Annotated in this window: 13 protein-coding genes; 9 read left to right on the forward strand and 4 right to left on the reverse strand. The window is 50.9% G+C overall.

What is annotated here, in order from left to right; translation table 11 throughout:
* Positions 1 to 553: 553 nt before the first annotated feature.
* The 8 genes from H8B09_RS08895 to gyrA all read left to right on the forward strand — a co-directional run bounded on the left by H8B09_RS08895 (position 554) and on the right by gyrA (position 13,605).
* Positions 554 to 2,389: an ABC transporter ATP-binding protein gene (locus tag H8B09_RS08895; protein WP_191203154.1), complete on the forward strand. Its 1,836-nt coding sequence runs from the start codon at positions 554 to 556 to the stop codon at positions 2,387 to 2,389.
* Positions 2,386 to 4,251 (forward strand): ABC transporter ATP-binding protein, encoded by a 1,866-nt coding sequence (locus H8B09_RS08900; RefSeq protein WP_191203155.1) that lies wholly within the window; start codon positions 2,386 to 2,388, stop codon positions 4,249 to 4,251. Before H8B09_RS08895 ends, H8B09_RS08900 begins: the two co-directional genes overlap by 4 nt.
* 203 nt (positions 4,252 to 4,454) lie before the next feature.
* Positions 4,455 to 5,645, forward strand: coding sequence for a formate-dependent phosphoribosylglycinamide formyltransferase (purT, locus tag H8B09_RS08905; protein ID WP_191203156.1), 1,191 nt, complete (start codon positions 4,455 to 4,457; stop codon positions 5,643 to 5,645).
* A gap of 231 nt (positions 5,646 to 5,876) precedes the next feature.
* The gene (locus H8B09_RS08910; protein ID WP_191203157.1) at positions 5,877 to 6,746 is read left to right on the forward strand and encodes a GDSL-type esterase/lipase family protein; all 870 of its coding nucleotides are present in this window, start codon (positions 5,877 to 5,879) and stop codon (positions 6,744 to 6,746) included.
* A gap of 41 nt (positions 6,747 to 6,787) precedes the next feature.
* Positions 6,788 to 7,807: an ABC transporter ATP-binding protein gene (locus tag H8B09_RS08915; RefSeq protein ID WP_191203158.1), complete on the forward strand. Its 1,020-nt coding sequence runs from the start codon at positions 6,788 to 6,790 to the stop codon at positions 7,805 to 7,807.
* Positions 7,800 to 8,786, forward strand: coding sequence for an ABC transporter permease (locus H8B09_RS08920; RefSeq protein ID WP_191203159.1), 987 nt, complete (start codon positions 7,800 to 7,802; stop codon positions 8,784 to 8,786). Before H8B09_RS08915 ends, H8B09_RS08920 begins: the two co-directional genes overlap by 8 nt.
* Before the next feature lie 382 nt (positions 8,787 to 9,168).
* A complete protein-coding gene (parE, locus tag H8B09_RS08925; RefSeq protein ID WP_191203160.1) occupies positions 9,169 to 11,142 on the forward strand; it encodes a DNA topoisomerase IV subunit B in 1,974 nt (657 codons plus the stop codon).
* Between the two features lie 12 nt (positions 11,143 to 11,154).
* Positions 11,155 to 13,605, forward strand: coding sequence for a DNA gyrase subunit A (gene gyrA / locus H8B09_RS08930; protein WP_191203161.1), 2,451 nt, complete (start codon positions 11,155 to 11,157; stop codon positions 13,603 to 13,605).
* Between the two features lie 10 nt (positions 13,606 to 13,615).
* Here the strand turns inward: gyrA and H8B09_RS08935 are convergent, their stop codons facing one another.
* On the reverse strand, positions 13,616 to 13,783 hold the full coding sequence (locus tag H8B09_RS08935) for a hypothetical protein (protein WP_191203162.1): 168 nt from the start codon (positions 13,781 to 13,783) through the stop codon (positions 13,616 to 13,618).
* Between the two features lie 235 nt (positions 13,784 to 14,018).
* Here H8B09_RS08935 and H8B09_RS08940 point away from each other — a divergent pair, with 235 nt between their 5' ends.
* Positions 14,019 to 14,453, forward strand: a complete 435-nt coding sequence (locus H8B09_RS08940; protein ID WP_191203163.1) for a MarR family winged helix-turn-helix transcriptional regulator — start codon at positions 14,019 to 14,021, stop codon at positions 14,451 to 14,453.
* 122 nt (positions 14,454 to 14,575) lie between these two features.
* Here H8B09_RS08940 and H8B09_RS08945 read toward each other — a convergent pair whose 3' ends face one another.
* Genes H8B09_RS08945 through H8B09_RS08955 form a run of 3 tightly spaced genes read right to left on the reverse strand, consistent with a single transcriptional unit; the run spans position 14,576 to position 16,924 of the window.
* On the reverse strand, positions 14,576 to 15,337 hold the full coding sequence (locus H8B09_RS08945) for an RluA family pseudouridine synthase (RefSeq protein WP_191203164.1): 762 nt from the start codon (positions 15,335 to 15,337) through the stop codon (positions 14,576 to 14,578).
* The gene (locus H8B09_RS08950; RefSeq protein WP_191203165.1) at positions 15,337 to 16,206 is read right to left on the reverse strand and encodes a class I SAM-dependent methyltransferase; all 870 of its coding nucleotides are present in this window, start codon (positions 16,204 to 16,206) and stop codon (positions 15,337 to 15,339) included. The genes H8B09_RS08945 and H8B09_RS08950 overlap by 1 nt, the downstream gene beginning before the upstream one ends.
* Positions 16,193 to 16,924: a response regulator gene (locus H8B09_RS08955; RefSeq protein WP_191203166.1), complete on the reverse strand. Its 732-nt coding sequence runs from the start codon at positions 16,922 to 16,924 to the stop codon at positions 16,193 to 16,195. The genes H8B09_RS08950 and H8B09_RS08955 overlap by 14 nt, the downstream gene beginning before the upstream one ends.
* Positions 16,925 to 17,044 lie beyond the last annotated feature (120 nt).

Genomic DNA, 17,044 nt, shown 5'->3' on the forward strand with positions numbered 1-17,044 from the left:
TTTGCCGCAAGGCGACAAGAGCGGGCGCACGTACCCCTATAACCAAGAAATCGTCCTTGTGAGGAGTCCAGAGGTCACACGACCTTTGGGGCCCTCCCTTGCAGGGAGGGTTTGGGTGGGTAGAAAATATGGTTTGAGAGTTTTAAAGGACTCAGTCCCTATGATTGTGTAGAAAAAGTTTTAAATAAAAGGTTCAAGGGACGAAGTCGCTTATCCACCTATAAAGGGTTCAAGGGACGAAGTCCCTTAACAATCACATTAACCGCGGTTAAGGGGGCCGGGCCCCATTATACAATACACATTCAGATATTATGCCATGCCAAAATATGCAAATACAAAGTTTGTTTTGTGCAAAAACGGAGGAATTGTGATCATTTGGAGCGGATTACGGACGATTTGGAAGAATACCCCCCTATAAGCTCTCCTCAGCGAACCGAAGGAGCACATAGGCGGATTTAGGTTCACTTACCCTGTTTGAACTATCCTAAGGTTGCTGTTACGATTCATTCGTATTTCCAATTCAACAGGCTAGTACAGAGAGAGAGGGGAACGTGTGGAAGTCTTTAAGCAATTGAAAGAGTTCTACTGGGTTGAGAAGAAGTATTTATTATCATCGATTTTATGCTTGATGGCAGCAACGGCGCTTGGTCTCGTCTATCCGAATATGCTCCGGATTCTAATTGACGATATCATCATGAAAAACAGGTTTAACCTTGTACCAGCCTTATCGCTGTCGCTCGTAGGCGTAATTGCGCTGAAAAGCACACTCCAGTTCCTTCATGGTTTCTTCGGCGGTCGACTCGGCAACCGGGTTGCTTATCGACTGCGCAATGCCTGTTACGACAAACTGCAATACTTAAGCTTTCGTTATTATGATAATGCGAAGACAGGCGACTTAATGTCGCGTTTAACCGCTGATTTGGAAGCGCTTCGCAACTTTATCGGTTTCGGCTTTGCCCAAATTCTTAATATGATTCTAATGGTCATCTTCGGCGGCATCATGATGCTCTCGATCAACTGGCAGCTTACCTTGCTGACGTTGGTGACGATCCCGCTGTTGACCTTTACGGCGCTCCGTCTGGAGAAAAGCATTCACCCTGCATTCCGCGAAATGCGGCTTGCCATGAGCCGGCTAACGACAGCCGTACAGGAGAATATCACAGGCGTTCGTACGGTCAAATCGTTTGCTCGCGAAGCGTACGAGGTGAACAAGTTCGCAGAGAAGAGCAGCGACTATCAAGAGAACCAAATCGGCGTATCTCGCGTCTGGGGACGTTATTTCCCGCTGATGGAGCTTCTTGCGAATATGAGCGCAGTCATTCTCCTCATTACTGGCGGTATCTTCGTCATTCATGACAAACTGTCGATCGGCGAGTTCGTAGCATTCTTCAGCTTAACGTGGTACATCATCGGTCCGATGTGGGGAATTGGATTCCACATTAACAACTATACGCAATCGAAGGCGTCTGGTGAGCGGATGCTGGAGCTGCTGAATGAGTATGTTCATGTGAAAAATACGGAGCATCCCGTTGTTCTAAGCGGCGATGCAATGAAAGGCCATGTTCGATACGACAATGTGTCATTCGGTTATGGGGATGGCCCGATGGCGCTTAACCATTTCACCCTTGACGCAGCGCCAGGCAAAGTGATTGGCCTGCTCGGCGGAACGGGCTCCGGCAAGTCAACGGTTATCCAGCTGCTTATGCGCGCTTATGATGTGAAGCAGGGAAAGGTGACGATCGATGGCATCGACGTGCGCGAGTTGGATATTGAATCGCTGCGCGGTGCGATTGCACCTGTTTTTCAAGAAACATTCCTGTTCTCTGCTTCGATCCGCAATAACATTGCTTATGGCATGAAGGATGCGACGATGGAGCAGATCGTGAAAGCAGCGAAGCTGGCGAAAGCGCATGATTTCATTATGGAGCTGCCGCTTGGCTACGACACGGTTGTTGGGGAACGCGGCATGGGGTTGTCAGGCGGACAGAAGCAAAGGATATCGATCGCGCGTGCGCTGATTCGCAATCCTCGCATTCTCATTCTTGATGATGCGACAAGCGCCGTCGACATGGAGACGGAGCACGAGATTCAAGCAGGCTTCCGCGAGCTGATGGCAGGCCGCACGACATTCGTTATCGCGCATCGGATCTCGTCGCTTCGCCATGCAGATGAGATTATCGTATTGGATCAAGGCAATATTGTTCAACGCGGCACGCATGAACAGCTTCTCGCGGTTAAAGGCACTTATCGCGACGTTTACCGCATTCAATATGCAGACCGACCGGACAATGATTCGGCAGCAGCAGTGGATGCGTGGATTCCAGGCGAGCCGGAGACCGGTTTATCGGACCGGAAGCAAGTGCAAACCGAAGGGAGGCTGTACCATTGAGCAATCCTCAGAATGAGTCAGCAACAGAGCTAGCCAAGCGCTTCAAGAAGCAGGATGCGCCTCGCAAGGAACGTTTTATCTATCAGGATGATGAATTAATTGAGAAACCGTTCAACTGGCGGCAGCTCGGCCGATTGTTTACATACTTGAAGCCATATCGGAAGCAATTGCTGCCAGTAATCCTCGTCGGGATGGTGCTCGGTACGCTCACCCGGCTTGCTATTCCTACGATCGTCATTATGGCGATTGATGATGCGATTGATCCCAAAGATGGCGAAGCGAGCATCCCGAAGCTGATCCTGTTCGCAGCCATCATGCTCGCCCTTTATATCATCCAATGGGGCTCGAACATGTATCGGATCAAACATACGAATATCGTAGGTCAGAAAGTAATTCATGATCTTCGAAGCCATCTGTTCTCGCATATCCAGTCGCTGTCGTTCCGATTCTTCGATAAGCGTCCGGCAGGTTCCGTTCTCGTCCGTGTAACGAACGACGTCAATGCGCTGCAGGATTTGTTCACGAACGGCGTCGTTAACTTGTTGATGGACTGCGTCCAACTTGTCGGCATCGTTATTATACTGCTCGTATGGAACTTCAAGTTAGGTCTTGCAGTCATGCTGACGGTGCCGCTTATGTTCCTCGTATCGAGCGCTTTGCGCAAAAGAATTCGTTTCGCATGGCAGGATGTACGGATTAAGCAGTCCCGCATTAACTCGCACTTGAACGAATCGATTCAAGGCATCAAAGTGACGCAAGCCTATGTACAAGAGAAGGAAAACATCCAATTCTTCGAATCGATGAACTCATCCAACATTCAGTCATGGAACAAAGCATCAGCGATGAACCAATCGTTCGGACCGATCATCGAACTGACGAGCGCTGTCGGCTCGCTCATTCTGTTCTGGTACGGCGCTTATCTCATTCAGAACGATTTGTTAACAGTCGGTATGCTCGTTGGTTTCGCCAACTACATCGGCAACTTCTGGGAGCCAATCAACCGCCTAGGCCAGATGTATTCGCAGCTGCTTATCGCAATGGCATCGTCGGAACGGATATTTGAATATTTGGACGAGCGGCCTGTTGTTGGGGAGCTGCCTGAAGCGCGCAAGCTTGCAGAGGTTAAGGGTCACGTGGTGTTCGAGAATCTTGTGTTCGAATATGAAGCGGGTCGTCCTGCATTGAAAGGCGTAACGATTGAAGCGCAAGCCGGACAGTCGATCGCGCTTGTTGGTCATACCGGTTCGGGCAAAAGCACGATCATGAACTTGCTCTGTCGATTCTATGATCCAACCGAGGGCCGTGTCCTGATTGATGGCACGGATATCCGCGATGTTTCGCTGGAGAGCTTGCGTTCGCAGATCGGTATCGTGCTGCAGGATACATTCATTTTCTCCGGCACGATTCGTGATAACATTCGTTTCGGCAAGCTGGATGCGACGGATGAAGAAATCGTTGAGGCGGCGAAAGCTGTACATGCGCATGACTTCATCATGAGTTTGAAAGATGGCTACGACACGGAAGTGCAAGAGCGTGGTAACGTGTTGTCTATGGGTCAACGTCAGTTGTTATCGTTCGCAAGAGCGCTGCTCGCGAACCCGCGAGTTCTTATTCTCGATGAAGCAACGGCAAGCATCGATACAGAGACGGAGCTTCGTATCCAGAAGGCGCTTCAGACGCTGCTGAAGGGACGTACATCATTCATTGTTGCACATAGGCTGTCGACGATTCGCCATTCGGATAAGATCATCGTACTCGACCACGGCTCGATCGTGGAGCAGGGTTCGCATGATGAACTGATGGCGCATCGCGGAACGTACCACGGCTTAATCGAGGCGCAATATCGTTTCTTGTCGGCGTAGAGCCAATTTAACTTGATTTTCTAAGCAGCATTGTCCACAATGGAAAGAAAAGCAAACGGCGGCAGGCCATTAGCGCTACAAGCGCAGCGGTCTGCCGCCTTATGTGTGCCGACAGAGCATGTTTTCGAGGTAAGTTTGCTTTCGAGAAATGCATGCAATGAAGTTGCGCAATAATTTACGCAATCACTTTGTAGGAGGTCAACATGTCTAACTATGGTTCACCGCTGTCCCCGCGTGCCAAGCGCATCGTACTGCTAGGCTCGGGTGAGCTCGGTAAGGAAGTCATAATCGAAGCTCAGCGTCTTGGGATTGAGACGGTTGCAGTAGACCGTTATGCGAATGCACCCGCTATGCAGGTAGCGCATCGCTCCCACGTTATCGATATGCTGGACGGCGATGCGCTCCGCCGTGTGATCGAGCAGGAGCAGCCGGATCTGATTGTGCCGGAGATTGAAGCTATTGCAACCGAGACGCTTGTTGAGCTGGAACGCGAAGGCCGTACGGTCGTACCGACGGCTCGCGCTGCGCGTCTGACGATGGACCGTGAAGGGATCCGCCGTCTCGCTGCGGAGACGCTTAAACTTCCGACTGCTCCTTACCGATTCGCGGATACGCTGGACGAGCTTCGCGCAGCCGTAGAGGAGCTTGGCACTCCATGTGTCATTAAGCCTATTATGAGCTCGTCGGGCAAAGGCCAGAGTGTATGCCGCTCTGAGGCTGAGGTAGAGAGCTGTTGGAACTACGCGATGGAAGGCGGACGTGCGAAGAAGCAGCGCGTCATCGTAGAAGGCTTTATTCATTTTGATTCCGAGATTACGCTGCTGACGGTTCGCTCGGTGTCGGGAACATCATATTGTGCGCCGATTGGCCATGTCCAGAAGGATGGGGATTACATTGAGTCCTGGCAGCCGCATGAGATGTCGCAAGAGCAGATTCGTGAGGCGGAGCGTATTGCGAAGCAAGTAACGGATTCGCTCGGCGGATATGGCATCTACGGCGTAGAGCTGTTCTTGACGAGGGAAGGCGTGTTGTTCAGCGAAGTGTCGCCGCGTCCGCATGATACGGGCATGGTGACGATGATTACGCAGGATCTGTCCGAGTTTGCGCTGCATGCGCGTGCCATTCTTGGGCTTCCTATCCCTACGATTCGTCTGCTTACGCCAGGTGCGACACATACGCTGAAGGCTGACCGTGACTGCGAGTCGTTCACGATCAGCGGGCTTGAAGAAGCGCTGTCGCTGCCTAATACGCAAGTTCGTGTATTCGGCAAGCCGGAGACGAAGAAGGGCCGCAGGATGGCCGTGGCGCTTAGCAGCGCGGGCGGTGTGGAGCAGGCGCGCGAGATGGCGCAGCAAGCGGCACAATCGCTTCGCATTGATTACAACGAAGCGTAATATGAGTCCAACGAGCATCCAAGACCTCCGTTTCCAAGTTAAGTGAAACGGGGTCTTTTTTCTTAATCAAGACGGTGCGTGTTAAAGGTTGTTAGCGTTACAATGTGTGCGCGTAAAGCTCCTAATTACATATCGAATCATACATTCCGATTATGGACAATTTGCAAAATATTTCCGTTCGATTTATCTTAGAGGATAATCCAACCGTTAACGAGGAGGGAGCGTGTCCGTATGAATCGGGGCAATGCCTTATGGCGATTGATCGGTATTACCGCTTTGCTTACGACGATTGTGTTTATTTGCGGTTTCGGTTTTGCAATGAACGATATTCTGAACCCTCGACAAGCGCCCAGCTTGAGTGATATCGACACGACTGATCATGCCTATGTGAAGGATGATGTCATCCATATCACAGCGCTAGGTGATTCGTTGACGAAGGGAACAGGCGATTCGACCGGCGAAGGTTATGTGAAGCAGACGATCAAGCTGATGGAAGGCAAATACGATAAGCCTGTCCAGCTGTTAAACAACCTTGCCATTAACGGCATGCGTGCAGATCAATTGGTACAGAAGCTTAAGAGTGACAAAGGGTATCGGCTGGCTGTCTCTGAAGCGGACATTGTGCTGTTGACCATTGGCGGGAACGACTTATTCCGATTCGCTCGGGGCGGGAATGCTGCGGATGAACAGGACAGCAATACAGCAGTAGAAAGCGACGCTAAGGATAACGCACAACCAGAAAGCCGAGCGGAAGAGCAAATTTCTCTTGAAGAAGTAAAGATGAACATGGACAAAGGTGCAGATCTGCTGCGTCGGACGCTGGAGCTGTTAAACGATCTTAATCCGGACGCGCGCATCGTTTATGTTGGGTTGTACAACCCATTCTATGATATACCGGAGCTTCGCGACGGCAGCCTGCAGGTGCAAGATTGGAATCGGAGCGCTTATGATGTCATTCACCAACATCCGAATATGATGCTTGTACCAACATCTGATTTGTTTGAGGAAAATATTTCGCGATATATTTCATCCGATCATTTTCATCCGAACCACGAAGGTTATGCCGCTATCGCTCAGCGTATCGTACAGGCGATTGACTAACTTGAAGCCCGTATAAATTCAGGTTTGAAAGGAGCTTGCTCATGGCATTTGCAGCGAAACAGCCGATTGGGTCGAACGTTGCCGCACCCGTTGACAGCGGGATCAGCTCATCCGAAGTTGTCTTGTCCGTACAAGCTGTGACCAAAAAAATACGCGGACGTTCGATCATTCGCGGCATTAGCTTCGATATTGGCGCGGGTGAGATTTTTGGCTTTCTCGGACCGAATGGATCCGGCAAGACGACGACGATTCGGATGCTCGTAGACCTGATTCGCCCGACAAGCGGCGAGATCTATATTTGCGGTCATCAGGTGCAGCGCGAACCGGAAGAAGCGCTTCGGCATGTCGGCTGCATTGTGGAAAATCCAGAGATGTACAGTTATTTGACCGGATGGGAGAACCTTGAGCATTTTGCCCGTATGCAGGAAGGGATTGATGCGGCGCGGATTGCGGAAGTCGTCGAAATCGTTGGCATGGACAATCGGATTCACGATAAGGTCAAAACATACTCGCTTGGCATGCGCCAGCGGCTTGGAATCGCTCAAGCGCTGCTCGGACGGCCGAAATTGCTGATTTTGGACGAGCCAACGAATGGACTCGATCCGAAAGGTATCAAGGAGCTGCGCGAATTTATTCGCACCTTGGCGGAGCAGGGGATGAGTTTATTTATTTCGAGCCATTTACTTAGTGAAATTCAGTTAATGTGCGATCGGGTTGCGATTATTAGCAAAGGCGAACTTCTTGCCGTTGGCTCAGTAGAAGAGCTGCTGTCGCAGCGCGGGGCTTATGTCATCTGGCAGTTCGATAATCGGGAAGCGGGCGTTCGGATTCTTCGCGAATTGGAGCATGTTTCGATCGTTCCCGAGCAGGAGCAGCATATCGATGAGTCTGTGCTGGCGCTGCTGCCAGGCGCTGTCATTACGTCGATGCCGCAGGAGCGGATTGCCGATACAGTCGAGCGACTGACGAGATCGGGCATAGGCATTACAGCCGTGCAGAAGGTAGCACCAACGCTGGAGGAGTTGTTCATTACGATGACGGAGGGCGATGTCGTTGAGTAGTTTGCTGCCGCTTGTTCGTAACGAGACGATGAAAGTGTGGAAGAAGAAACGTTTTTTCGTCGTTATTCTTGTGCTGCTCGTCCTTATTCCAGTTTTTACATACGCGCAAATGAAAATTGCGTTGAACAATAGGGATAAATTTGATGATTGGCGACTGCAGCTTCAGCAGAAAATAACCGACTACCAGAATCAGCTCTCCAGTGAGCGCATTCCAGAGGAATGGAAGCAATATCGACGTATTGCCGTACAGCAATTGCAATATTATTTGGACCATGATGTTAATCCTGACTCCCCGAATGCCGTTACATTCAGTAGAGGTTTCGTCGAAGCGGCGATAACGATGTTCATTCCGCTGCTCGTGCTTGCTGTTGCGTCTGATCTTGTCTCCGGAGAACGTTCGACAGGGACAATCAAGATGCTGCTGACAAGGCCTGTACGTCGATGGAAAATATTGCTCAGCAAGCTGATCGCGCTCACGCTGTATGTATCGTTAACGCTGCTTGCCACCGTTGTGCTGTCTTACCTCATTGCGGGCATATTTTTCGGATATGGGGGATGGACCTTGCCGGTGTTCACAGGCTTTGTCATTCATGGCTCTGATGTGGACAGCTCGGCTGTACATGCGGTGCCGCAGTGGTTTTATCTGTTCATGGTGACGGGCTTATCCTGGCTTTCGGCGATGACAATTGCTTGTTTGGCGCTGATGGTGTCGGTGCTTGTGCGCAGCACAGCAGCAAGTATCGTAACGATGATGGCTGCTATTATCGCGGGATCCATCTTGACGAATATGGCTTCGTCGTGGCATACGGCCAAATATATTTTCTCAGTCAACCTCGATTTAACGAATTATTTGGCAGGATCACCGCCGCCAATTGAAGGCATGAGCCTATTATTTTCGGTATGCGTATTAGCGGTTTGGGCGGTCGCAGCAATTATCGTTTCGTTCAGTGTCTTTACGAAACAGGATATGTTGAATTAAAATAAACGTCTGACGACAACTTTTTTAAAGTAGATGAATGAACGAGGGCAAGAAAGCTGATCATTTGTATTAATTATTCGGCAAGGGGATAAGCGACGACGAAGCTGTGATTGAGTGAAGAAAACTTACGTTGTAAAGACTTTATGCTTGCGAAGTAAGTTTTGCTTCGTTTTGATCCGACAGAGTATCGGTTCATAAAGCATCAGCAAAAACCAAGCGTATGCTTACGAAGCAAGTTTTTGCTTCATCAGGTTCGATGGGTATCGAACCCTTAAGCATCAGCAAAAACCAAGCGTATGCTTACGAAGCAAGTTTTTGCTTCATCAGGGTTCGATAGGTATCGAACCCTTAAGCATCAGCAAAAACTTTTAGGAGGGCGCGTATGGCCGAGCAATTGGATCTGTTCGCGAAACAAACAGCATCCGCCGAACGGAATTACGACGCGGACGATATTCAAATTCTCGAAGGGCTGACTGCCGTACGCAAACGGCCTGGTATGTACATCGGCAGCACGAGCAGCTCCGGTTTACATCATCTCGTGTGGGAAATTGTGGATAACGCAGTTGATGAGCATTTGGCAAAGTTCTGCTCAGCGATTGATGTTACCATACATAAAGACAATGCCATCTCCGTTAAGGATAACGGCAGGGGCATTCCAACCGGGATGCACAAGAGCGGTATTCCAACGCCGCAGGTCGTTTTCACGATGCTTCACGCAGGCGGCAAATTCGGCGGCGGAGGATATAAGAAATCCGGCGGTTTGCACGGCGTTGGCGCTTCGGTAACGAATGCATTGTCCGAGTGGCTGGAAGTCGAAATTTATCGAGACGGCAAAGTCCACAAGCAGCGGTTCGAATATTGGGTCGACGGGAACGGTAAAGAGCATGTAGGCGAGCCATCGACTGGGCTTGAAGTCATCGGCAATACGAACCGGACAGGCACGAAGGTTACGTTTAAGCCAGACGGCCGCGTATTCCAGAACGGTACGACGATTAACTTCGATACGCTTGCTGAGCGTTTGCAGGAGATCGCGTTCTTGAACTCTGGTTTGAAAGTGACGCTCAAGGATGAGCGCAACGGCAATGAGCTTGTATTCCACTATGAGGGCGGAGCGAAGCAGTTTGTCCAGTTCTTGAACGAGGACAAGACCGTACTGCACGAAGCCGTTCATTTTGCTGCGGAGAAGGACGAAATCGAAGTCGAAGTGGCGCTCCAATACAATGACGGCTACACAGAGACGATTGCATCATTCGTTAACTCGATCCCGACGCGCGGCGGCGGCACGCATGAGACCGGCTTTAAGACGGCGTATACACGGATTATGAACGATTATGCCCGTAAGAACGGCTTGCTCAAAGAGAAGGATAAGAACCTCGAGGGCAACGATCTTCGCGAAGGCATGATGTCCGTTATCAATATTAAGATGTCTGAGGTTGAGTTCGTCGGTCAGACGAAAGATCAGCTCGGCAGCGCATCGGCACGGAGTGCTGTAGATGCAGTTGTAGCGGACAAAATGGCGGTTTTCCTCGAGGAAAACCCGCAGACTGCACAAATGCTCATGAAGAAAGCGATTCAAGCGTCCAAAGCGCGCGAAGCGGCGCGTAAAGCACGTGAGGAGATTCGCTCCGGCAAGAAGAAGAGCGAAAGCTCGAACTTAGGCGGCAAGCTCACACCTGCACAGTCGAAGGACACCTCACGCAATGAATTGTTCATCGTCGAAGGGGATTCGGCGGGCGGCTCTGCCAAGCAAGGACGCGACTCGAAGCATCAGGCGATTCTGCCGCTGAAGGGCAAGCCGATGAATCCAGAGAAAGCGAAGCTACTCGACATTCTGAAGAACGACGAGTATAAGGCGATCATTTCGGCGGTTGGTGCCGGCGTTGGCTCGGAATTCGATGATACGGAATGCAACTACAACAAAATCATCATCATGACCGATGCCGATACGGACGGCGCGCACATTCAAGTGCTGCTCCTGACGTTCTTCTATCGGTACATGAAGCCGTTGATTGATGCAGGCAAGGTGTTTATCGCTCAGCCGCCGTTGTACAAGTTAACCCGTAAATCCGGAAAACTGGAGACGGTGCGATATGCATGGACGGATGAGCAGCTCCAGAATTACTTGAAGGAATTCGGTAAAAATTACGAGCTTCAGCGTTACAAAGGTCTAGGCGAGATGAACCCGGAGCAGCTGTGGGAGACAACGATGGACCCCGAAACACGTACGCTGCTGCAGGTACAGATCGAAGACGCTGCGAAGGCGGAACGGCGCGTGTCAACGCTAATGGGCGACAAGGTCGATCCGCGGAAACGGTGGATTATCGACAACGTCGATTTTACCGAATTCGAAGAGTAGGGGGAGAGCGTAATGGGTATGCTGGAACAGTTTCTGCCAGCGTTTCTCGAAGAAGTTGTAGGCGATCGGTTCGGCCGATATTCCAAATATATTATTCAAGATCGCGCCATTCCTGATGTTCGCGACGGCTTAAAGCCGGTACAGCGCCGTATTCTGTATGCGATGTACGATGCGGGCAATACGCCGGACAAGCCTTACCGCAAGTCGGCGAAGACGGTCGGCGACGTTATGGGTAACTATCATCCACACGGGGACTCATCCATTTATGAAGGTATGGTAAGGATGGCGCAGCCATGGAAGATGGGCCATCCTTTGATTGACGGTCATGGCAACTGGGGCTCGCAGGACGATGACCCGGCAGCAGCAATGCGTTATACCGAGGCAAGATTATCATCCATTGCGATGGAGCTGCTTCGTGATATAGATAAGCGGACAGTGCCGTTCAAGGACAACTTCGACAATACGACAAAGGAGCCCGTTGTCCTGCCGTCGCGTTATCCCAATTTGCTCGTGAATGGCGTCAGCGGCATCTCAGCAGGATTTGCAACGGAAATCCCGCCGCATAACTTGCGTGAAGTGATTGACGCTTGCTTCGCTCTCATGGCGAATCCGTCGATGTCGATTGAAGAGTTGATGTCTATCGTACGAGGTCCGGATTTCCCGACAGGCGGTACAATCATGGGTGCCGAAGGCATCCGCGAAGCGTATACAACGGGCAAAGGACGCATCTATAACCGTTCGAAGACGGAGATTGAAGATGTTCGCGGCGGTAAGCAGCAGATCGTTATTACGGAAATTCCTTATCAGGTTGTGAAAGCGAGACTCGTGACGGCGATGGAGAACATTCGCCTCGAGAAGAAGGTTGAAGGGATCGCAGAGGTACGGGATGAGAGCGGACGCAATGGTCTGCGTATCGTAATCGAACTGAAGAAAGATGCCGACGCGCAAGGAATTCTTGCTTACCTCTTCAAGAAGACGGATCTTCAAGTGACGTACAACTTCAACATGGTTGCGATCGTTAACAAAGCGCCAAGACAGCTCGGACTGAAAGAAATGCTTGCGGCGTACATCGATCACCAGAAAGAAGTCGTTACGAACCGCACGAAGTTCGAGCTGGAGAAAGCAGAAGATCGCGCTCACGTCCTCGAAGGACTCGTAAAGGCACTTAATCTGCTCGATGAGATTATCGCCACGATCAAGGCGTCCAAGAATCGTCAAGATGCGCAGAATAACCTCGTATCCAAGTTTCTGTTCTCGGAACGTCAAGCAGATGCGATTCTGACGTTGCAGCTGTATCGTCTGACGAACCTAGAGATTACGCAGCTCGAGAAAGAACTGCTTGAAACGCAGAAGCGTATTGCTTACTTGCGCAGCATTCTAGAGAGCGAGAAGAAGCTGATTAGCGTCATTCGCGAAGAAATGCTCGAGATTCGGACCAAATTCGGTATTGACCGTCGATCCGACATTCGCGAAGAGGTTGAAGAACTGAAGGTTAACCTAGAGGTTATGGTTCAGTCTGAGGACGTACTGCTTACGCTCAGCCGCGATGGTTATATTAAACGCACATCGATGCTGTCCTATACGCGTTCAGGCGGCGAGCTGGACAACGCAGGGGTGAAGGACGGAGACGTTATCCGTCATTTGCTCAGCGTGAACACGATCGATACGCTGCTTCTGTTCACGAAGAAAGGGCAATATTTCGTACTGCCCGTCCATCAAGTGCCTGAGTTCAAATGGAAAGATAACGGTACCGCAGTTGTCAATATCGTACCGCTTCCGAAGGACGATGCGATTGTGGGCATCGTGACGATACGTGACTTTGAGCAAATCGCTGCAAACGCTTCGCTTCTGTTCGTGACGAAACGCGGCCAAGTGAAGCGGACAGAGCTGAAGGAATATAAGTCGAATCGTTCGACTGCTATTGCTGCAGCCAAAGTGGCAGAAGGCGATGAGATTATCGCTGTGCTGGAGAGCACAGGTACTAGCGAGCTTCTGCTTGTCAGCAAACAAGGGATGGCAATTCGGTTCGCAGAGAGCGAAGTTAATCCGATGGGCCGTGTTGCAGCAGGCGTACGGGGTATGCAGCTGAAGGATGATGATGAGCTGATTGGCTGTGCACTTGTGGCAGATGATGAGGGAGAAGTGCTTGTCCTGTCCGATCTCGGCTATGGCAAACGATCGCTGCTGGCAGAATATCCGATCCAAGGCCGCGGAGGCAAAGGGATAGCGACGTTCGAGTTCAAAGAAGGCAAGCGGGTTAAACCGAATGGCAACGGCCTTGTAGGTGCCATTTACTGCCGTCAGGAGAAGGTGCTCGTTGTACTGGCGGCGAGCGGCGCATCTTGGATGCTGTCGACGGATAAGACGCCGCTCGATGAGCGCAGATCGATTGGTAAACCGCTCGTCGCGCCAGAGAAGAATGATTCGATTGTAGAGATTTATACACGCAGCATCACGATCTAGACATTAGTTGTTAATCATAAGGTGTATGGGGCGGCTCCAGCCGCTCCATCATTTGTACGAGCGCTTCCAAAAGGACCCACAATGGCACCGGTTCATCCGGCTTATTCAGCCATTGTGGGTCTTTCAATATGCCGTATGCGCGGACCTTTCTCAACACTTCCGCTTTCCGGTCATCCATTGCAAATCAACCTCCTTCGCACTCGTACAAGCTCTATTGGCAACAACGCCAATAATCCGCATTCGAGCCGCCATTCGCGAATCCTCGCCACATTGTATGTCTAACGCTGTCAATTTGTTCACGGCTGGCGTCGATTAATGGCGCAAATTATTAAGTTGATTAACCTTTTAATCGACATTTTCAAATGGTATAATGAGGAATAGCAGGAATACGGACAGGAAGCGGGGTTAAGTCGATGATTTCAGAAGATTTTGCTCGATTGTGGATGAAGCTGACGAAAGAGTGGAAGTCGCATTTGGAAGAGGCGCTGGCGCCAAGCCTGACGGAAGGACAGCTGAATGTACTAGAATTGCTGCAACGCTATCAGCCGATGAAACCGTCGGATTTGCTGCAATATTTGGAAACAACTCCTGCAGCGATTACGACGTTGCTGGATCGAATGGAACGCGGCGGGTTAATCATCCGCAATAGGGATGAGTCGGATCGCCGAATTGTATGGGTGACGATGTCAGATAAAGGCGTGGAAGAAGCTAACCGAGGCATAGAGATTCGTTCGACTTATATTCAGTCAGCGTTGGATCGCATCTCTACGCACAACCAGCAACTGCTGGTCTATTTACTGGGTAAAGTTACGAATGGCACTGCAGAACCGATCAGCCGCTCGTCGTAGCGCTTTAGAGCAGCGAGTCTATAGCCTAATAAGAAGCACCCTCTATCCGAACTCCGAAGAGGCGCACGATTGCGTCCTGTCAGGAAATTCGGTAGAGGGTGCTTTATTTATTGCTAGCTATGTTATACGTCGAATCGATGCGCTGCCCGTTCAAGATCCGCAAGCTGCCATCGTGACCATTCAGCCGCCTGCTGCGGAGGAATGGAGCGGAAGGTCAACCACTCCTTCGAGATCGGATGAGGGAAGGAGACGGAGCTGGACCAGAGCGCTACAGTGCCGTGCGTGGCCGAACGCTGGCCAGATGCTGCACCGTACTTGGCATCGCCATACAATGGACAGCCGATAGCTGACATCTGCGCACGAATCTGATGCGACCGTCCTGTGTGCAGCTTAACGGCTACGAGCGAGAAACCGCCAGATGAAGCGATGACTACGTAATCAAGCACTGCTTCCTTCGCGTCAGCAACGGGGCGGTCGAATACGTCCGAGACGTTGCGCTTGCTGTCCTTGCGCATCCAATGCTTCAGCGTCGCTAGTGGTTGCTTAGGCGTGCCGTGGACGACTGCGATGTACGTTTTGCCGAACTCACGGGTACGTACCGTATCCGACAGGCGAGAAGCCGCCTTAGACGTCTTGGCGAACATCATCGCGCCTCCAACCGGGCGATCAAGCCGATGGACCAAGCCAAGGAATACATTGCCCGGCTTGTTATGGCGAATCTTCAGATCTTCCTTAAGCAGCGTCAGCATATCAGGATCGCCGGATTCGTCTTCTTGAGACGGGGTACCTGGTGGTTTGACAACGACCAATACATGATTGTCCTCGAACAGGACAGGTATCGGAGAGCGCCGAGATTGGTTAGGCTCAGCGGAAGTGCCGGCCATTATTCGCCCGACTCCCAACGTCCGAGAATGCCGCATGGCAGGTTCATGCCGGATTTGGTAATGGGCAGACCGATTTCGCCGCAATGAATTTGACCGCCAAACTTGCGTCCAACCGTCATCTTCAGAATGTTGTGCAAGACAGTTGGCGAAATGCCAGTCGTGTAGGAGTTAATCAGGATGAAGAGCGGCTTGTCCGATAGAATCGACATGCACAGCTCAACGAACGGATACAGGTTCTCCTCAAGCTTCCAAGTCTCGCCATTCGTACCGCGGCCATAAGAAGGCGGGTCCATAATAATGGCGTCATATTGACGCTCACGGCGCTGCTCACGCTGTACGAATTTGAACACATCATCCGTAATATAACGAATTGGAGCATTCTGTAGACCGGACAGTTCGGCATTTTCTTTGCACCACTGCACCATGCCCTTGGCTGCGTCTACGTGACAAACTTCAGCGCCTGCGGCAGCAGCTGCAACCGTTGCTCCACCCGTATAACCGAACAGGTTCAACACACGAATCGGGCGATTCGCGCTCCGAATGCGTTCCATGATCCAGTCCCAGTTCACTGCTTGCTCAGGGAACAAGCCTGTATGCTTGAAGTTTGTCGGACGAATGTGGAAGGAGAGGGGGCCATAGGAGATCGTCCAGCGCTCTGGCAGCTTCGTGCGGAATTCCCATTGTCCGCCGCCAGAGTTGCTGCGATGGTAATGACCGTCTGATGTTTTCCACAAACCTGTCTCATCGACGATTGGCCAAATAATCTGTGGATCTGGGCGCCGAAGGGAGTATTGGCCCCAGCGTTCGAGCTTATCTCCATTTCCCGTATCAATAACTTCGTAATCTTTCCAATTGCTAGCGATATACATTCTGTAAGTCAGTTCCTTCCTCGGTATTGAATTTATAGCCGACGCCACGCATCGTGACAATCCAGCGTGGATTCGCTGGATCAGGCTCAATCTTCTTGCGAAGATTGCTCATATGAACCATCAGCGTTCTCGTATCGCCGATACTCTCGACGCCCCATACTGCTTCATAGAGCGTTGCTAGATGAAAGGCACGATTAGGCTGTTTGGCAAGCAGAGATAGCAGTTCAAACTCTTTGACAGATAATGCAACGTATTGATTATGTACGCGAACCGTTCGAGCGGTCAGATCAATTACCAGACCATCGAAGATAAGCAGATTCCGATCATTCCCGCCATGGTGATGCGTGTTAAGCGTTTGGCGACGCAGATGAGCCTTAATTCGAGCAACCAGCTGTCCTGGGCTGAAAGGCTTCGTAATATAGTCGTCACCGCCCGCTGCCAAACCTTTAATGACATCCTGATCATCGCTCTTCGCGCTTACGAACAAAATCGGCACATCGATAATTTGGCGGATTTGTTGACAAACATCGAGTCCGTTCAATTGCTTGAGCAGCACGTCCAGCAGAATAAGATCAGGCTGAACCTCCACGATCATTCGTAGTGCATCCGTCCCATTATCTGCAGCATATACGCTGTATCCTTCGCGCTGGAGATAGAGCGTAATGAGCTCAATGATTTCGGGTTCGTCATCTACGACCAAAATTTTGCTCACATTCATCTTCCATCCTCCTTGCTTTCTCGATTATTATAATCGAAGCGGCACAAATGAAGCAATGACATTAGGTCGGTATACCGCAACATGCGCGCATCCAATGCGCGTCAACGAGCCGGGGAGGGT

The sequence above is a fragment of the Paenibacillus terricola genome (genome assembly GCF_014779765.1).
Taxonomy (GTDB): Bacteria; Bacillota; Bacilli; order Paenibacillales; family Paenibacillaceae; genus Paenibacillus_T; species Paenibacillus_T terricola.